The following is a 5,696-nucleotide window of genomic DNA, read 5'->3' on the forward strand; positions in this document are numbered from 1 at the left end:
GCCAAGCTTTTCTGGTCGGAACCCCCTAAGCCGAGTTTTCAAGGTGCTGCGCCGTCCACTTGGTTTTCGAGACTGGCCTTTTAATTCTAACGTAAAGCCAACCTAGAACGGCGGGGTTTCAGACCCAAAATTTCCGATGAACGGGAACTAGAGGAAATTCTGGAAATGGCACGGGATGCGGCGGAAAAAGCCCGATCGATGGGCGAGGTAATTACAGAAAATTCAAAAAAATGGCGAGAAAGAGCGAAACAATCGCCGCAAGTGAGATCGGGTGGCTGAAGTAACCGAACCGATATTTATGGGGAATAGTCGGGGGTTCGATCGATACGATAAACTAAACGATATCCACTCCAGAAAACCGCGATGGTTCAAGCGACCGAATATCTCTATATCGTTCGAGACGACGAGATTTTACACGGGGAACCAATTATCAAAGGAACCCGTACACCCGTCCGCGCCATCGTCGAAACTTGGCGTCTGGGGGTCGCTCCCGAAGAAATACCCCTAGGAATGCCCCATCTGACGTTAAGTCAGATTTTCAGTGCGTTGACCTATTACAGCGACCATCTAGAGGAAATTAACGCTTATATCGAGCGTAACCACATTCCCGACGACTTAATCGATCCGCTGCTAAAAAATTCGTGAATAATCTCTTCGGTGTAAAGGAACCCTTGTCACATCGAAACATTTCCTTAAGATATAAGACCGAAGGTTCAGTCTGGATACAAAATTGATATACCTAGAATCGCTACTCTGGCTCACCCTCTAGGCCATTCCCTTCCAGACTGCTAGGCTATTAGACAAGATGAATAACAATCAAACTCCACGGAAACAAGGACTATACGATCCCCGATTTGAACATGATGCTTGTGGTGTCGGTTTTATCGTTCATAAAACGGGTAAAAAGTCCCACGATATTGTTGAACAAGCCTTAACAATTTTACTAAACCTCGATCACCGTGGCGCGTGCGGTGCGGAAAAAAATACCGGAGATGGGGCGGGTATTTTGTGCCAAATCCCCGACCTATTTTTCCGGAAAGTGACCAGCAATCTAGGTTTTACCTTACCGGCAGCGGGACAATACGGGGTAGGAATGCTCTACACGGCCCCTGATGCCGAAATTCGCGGGAAAGGTCGGCAGGAATTCGAGAAAATCGCCGCCGAAGAGGGGTTAAAAGTTCTCGGTTGGCGTGATGTTCCCACGGATAACTCCAGTTTAGGCAATTCGGCCAAATCTACCGAACCCTTTATCGAACAGGTTTTCATCGAACGCGATGCCAATTTAAGCGATGATCTGGCCTTTGAACGCAAATTATACGTTATTCGCAAACGTTCCCACCTCAGTCGTCAATCCTTTAATCGTTACTGGTATCCTTGCAGTATTTCTAGTCGTACCATTGTCTATAAAGGGCAATTAATGCCGGTACAGGTGGGTGACTATTTTCCCGATTTACACGACCCCGACTTTCAAAGCGCTTTAGGATTAGTCCATTCCCGTTTTAGTACCAATACCTTCCCCAGTTGGGAACGCGCCCACCCTTACCGTTATATTGCCCACAATGGCGAAATTAATACCCTGCGAGGTAATATTAACTGGATGCACGCCCGTCAGTCGATGTTTGCCTCACCCTTATTCGGGGAAGACATCAAAAAAATCCAGCCGGTTATTAATATCGAGGGTAGTGACTCCTTAATTTTTGATAATGCCCTAGAATTAATGGTTTTATCGGGGCGTTCTCTTCCTCACGCTGTCATGATGATGATTCCTGAACCCTGGGCAGCCCACGAATCGATGAGTGACGAGAAAAAAGCCTTTTATGAATACCATTCCTGTTTGATGGAACCCTGGGATGGTCCGGCCTCGATCGCTTTTACCGATGGTACGATGATGGGAGCAGTGTTAGACCGCAATGGTTTACGTCCTTCCCGTTACTACGTCACCAAAGATGACCTAGTAATCATGGCATCGGAAGCGGGAGTTTTACCCATTGAACCGGAACGCGTCGCTTTTAAAGGTCGTCTGCAACCCGGCCGGATGTTCCTTGTGGATATGAAAGAAGGTCGTATCGTGGCCGATGAGGAGATAAAAGAAGGTATTGCCAAAGCTCATCCCTATCGCCAGTGGTTAAACGAAAATTTAGTCAATTTAGATGATTTAACGGCTGTGGAAACTGCGCCACCGGAAACTGCTGTTTCCCTAATTCAACAGCAAACCGCTTTCGGTTACACTTTTGAGGAATTACGTCTTTTATTAGCCCCCATGGGCCGGGATGGAGTGGAAGCAGTGGGTTCCATGGGTTCCGATACACCCCTAGCCGTCTTGTCCGATCGGCCAAAACTGCTTTATGATTACTTTCAGCAGTTATTCGCCCAAGTCACTAACCCCCCGATTGACTCGATTCGCGAAGAAATTATCACCTCTCCCATCACCACTATCGGCGCGGAGAGAAATCTCCTGGATCCGCAGCCAGAAAGCTGTCACCTGATTAAACTTAACTCTCCCATCCTCACTAACGCCCAATTAGCGCGTTTACAGGGCAATAGCGAATTTAAAACCGTGACTATTCCCATTCTCTTTGATCCCACTTCGGGAGTCGAGGGAATGCGTAGCACAATTGAGGCAATTTGTCAAGAGGTGGACGAGGCAATTTTAGCGGGCGCGAGCATTATTATTTTAAGCGATCGAGGTATCGATAAAAATCACGCCCCGATTCCCTCACTGCTGGCGGTTGCTGGTTTACACCACCACCTCATCCGGCAGGGAACCCGTACCAGAGTCGGCCTTGTCCTGGAATCCGGCGAACCCCGGGAAGTGCATCACTACGCCCTTCTCCTCGGTTATGGTTGCGGTGCGATTAATCCCTATCTAGCCTTTGCCACCCTCGGCAGTATGATCGAGGAAGGTTTATTGGTAGGAGTTGACCACCAGAGTGCCTGTAAAAACTACATAAAAGCCGCCACCAAGGGCGTAATTAAAGTGGCCTCTAAAATTGGCATTTCTACCCTGCAAAGCTACCGTGGGGCGCAAATATTCGAGGCTATCGGCTTAAATCGATCGGTAGTCGATCGCTATTTTACTTGGACAGCTTCCCGCATTGAAGGGGCCGATTTAGAAATTATTGCCCGGGAATCCCTACTCAGACATGGCCACGCTTTCCCCGACCGGGACGTGAATGTGCATACCCTCGATATTGGCGGTGAATATCAATGGCGTAAGGACGGGGAAGCCCATCTTTTTAGCCCAGAAACCATTCACACCCTGCAACAAGCGGTAAAATTGGGCAAATACGACCTCTTTAAGAAATATTCCCAACTGGTCAACCAACAAAATCAAAAATTCTTCACCCTGCGGGGATTATTAACCTTTAAAAACCGGGAAAGTATCCCCATAGAAGAAGTGGAACCGATTGAAGCGATTATGAAACGCTTTAAAACCGGGGCCATGAGTTACGGGTCCATTTCCAAAGAGGCCCACGAATCCCTCGCTATTGCCATGAATCGTATCGGTGGCAAGTCGAACACCGGGGAAGGGGGCGAAGATTCCGAGCGCTACACTTGGACAAATGAACGGGGAGACTCGAAAAATAGTGCCATTAAACAGGTGGCTTCCGGCCGTTTTGGTGTCACCAGTCTTTACCTCTCCCAAGCGCGAGAATTGCAGATAAAAATGGCCCAGGGGGCAAAACCGGGCGAAGGCGGTCAATTACCAGGTAAAAAAGTCTATCCTTGGATTGCCAAAGTCCGTCACTCCACCCCCGGAGTCGGTTTAATCTCTCCCCCACCCCACCACGATATCTACTCGATTGAAGACCTAGCGGAGTTGATTCATGACCTAAAAAATGCCAATCGTGCGGCCAGAGTGAGCGTAAAACTGGTTTCTGAGGTGGGAGTTGGCACAATCGCCGCCGGAGTCGCTAAAGCTCACGCCGACGTGGTTTTAATCTCTGGTTTCGATGGTGGGACCGGTGCCTCACCGCAAACCTCGATTAAACACGCGGGTTTACCCTGGGAGTTGGGACTAGCAGAAACCCATCAAACATTGGTGTTAAATAATCTTCGCAGTCGCATTGCGGTGGAAACCGATGGCCAGATGAAAACCGGCCGCGATGTGGTGGTGGCAACCCTATTGGGGGCCGAAGAATTCGGTTTTTCGACCGCGCCACTGGTAACGTTAGGCTGTATTATGATGCGGGTTTGTCATCTTAATACCTGTCCGGCGGGGGTAGCGACTCAGGATCCGTTATTACGGAAGAATTTCATCGGGGATCCCGAATATACGGTGAATTTCATGAAATTTATCGCCCAAGAAGTGCGGGAAATTATGGCCGAATTGGGATTCCGCACCTTAAATGAAATGGTGGGGCGAACTGATGTATTAGAGCCGAAACAGGCTGTAGAACATTGGAAAGCGAAAGGAATTGACCTAACTCCGATTCTCTATCAACCGGAGGTAGCTCCAGAGGTAGGACGCTATTGCCAGATTCCCCAGGACCACGGTTTAGATAAGTCCTTGGATATAACCGTTTTACTGGATTTATGCAAAGATGCCATTGAAAAAGGCGAAAAAGTCAAGGCGACACTACCGATTAAAAATATTAACCGCGTGGTGGGGACGATTTTAGGCAACGAAATCACTAAACGTCACTGGGAGGGTTTACCCGAAGATACCGTACATCTCCATTTTCAGGGCAGCGCGGGGCAGAGTTTCGGTGCTTTTGTTCCCAAAGGGGTGACACTGGAGTTAGAAGGGGATGCCAATGATTATGTGGGTAAGGGTTTAAGCGGTGGCAAAATCATCGTTTATCCGCCCAAAGGTTCCACTTTTGTGGCCGAGGAGAATATTATCATCGGTAATGTGGCTTTATACGGCGCGACCAGTGGTGAGGTGTATATTTCTGGGGTTGCTGGGGAACGTTTTGGGGTGCGTAACTCTGGGGTGACTACGGTGGTTGAGGCTGTTGGCGACCACGCTTGCGAGTATATGACGGGGGGTAAAGTCGTTGTTTTAGGGCCCACCGGTCGCAATTTCGCCGCCGGGATGAGTGGTGGTGTCGCCTACGTCCTCGATGAGTCGGGGGATTTCGCCACTCGTTGCAATACCCAAATGGTAGCTTTAGAGGCACTAGATGGGGAAGAAATCGACGATTTACGCGAGTTAATTCAACGCCATGCTGATTACACCCATAGTCAAAAAGCAGCCCTGGTTTTAGCAAATTGGTCGGAAATGTTGCCCAAGTTTGTTAAAGTAATGCCCAAGGATTATAAGCGGATGTTGCAGTGTATTAAAGAGGCGTTAGATTCTGGTTTAACCGGCGATTCTGCTCTCGATGCGGCTTTTGAAGCCAACGCCCGCGATGTGGCAAGGATTGGCGGTAGTTAGAGGTTAAGGGGGCTTATTCAGCCCCCTTTTTTTCAATAGACAAGTTAAAATAGAGGGTAGATGTTGTTTATAGACCTAACTCCTGTCATTCCAATGGACACACAAAACAATTTTCTCACCTTTGAAATTTTCCGGTCAAATCCGGCCAGAATAGAAAGCCTTCGTAATTTGCGGGCCTCTTCCGGAGACACAACGACACCGTTGACGTCGCCGCCTTCAGCCTCACTTCTACGTTTTGAAAGTTGTTCAAGTTCTTCCATTCGTCCTTCAATCTTGAATTTTGCAACCAACTGTGTGACGTCATCAGTATTTTTTA

3 protein-coding genes are annotated in these 5,696 nt (G+C 48.3%); 2 read left to right on the plus strand and 1 reads right to left on the minus strand.

The window, feature by feature from the left end; translation table 11 throughout:
- Positions 1-363: 363 nt before the first annotated feature.
- The gene (locus PX636_RS12955; RefSeq protein WP_104396872.1) at positions 364-645 is read left to right on the plus strand and encodes a DUF433 domain-containing protein; all 282 of its coding nucleotides are present in this window, start codon (positions 364-366) and stop codon (positions 643-645) included.
- A gap of 160 nt (positions 646-805) precedes the next feature.
- Positions 806-5,380 carry a glutamate synthase large subunit gene (gltB, locus tag PX636_RS12960; RefSeq protein ID WP_288117503.1) on the plus strand — a complete coding sequence of 1,525 codons (4,575 nt, stop codon included), beginning with the start codon at positions 806-808 and terminating at the stop codon, positions 5,378-5,380.
- Between the two features lie 44 nt (positions 5,381-5,424).
- Here the strand turns inward: gltB and PX636_RS12965 are convergent.
- Positions 5,425-5,696, minus strand: a 272-nt coding sequence (locus PX636_RS12965) for a hypothetical protein (protein WP_288117504.1), incomplete at its 5' end; no start/stop codon positions are given.

The sequence above is a fragment of the Microcystis sp. M53598_WE2 genome (assembly GCF_030067735.1).
GTDB lineage: Bacteria > Cyanobacteriota > Cyanobacteriia > Cyanobacteriales > Microcystaceae > Microcystis > Microcystis aeruginosa.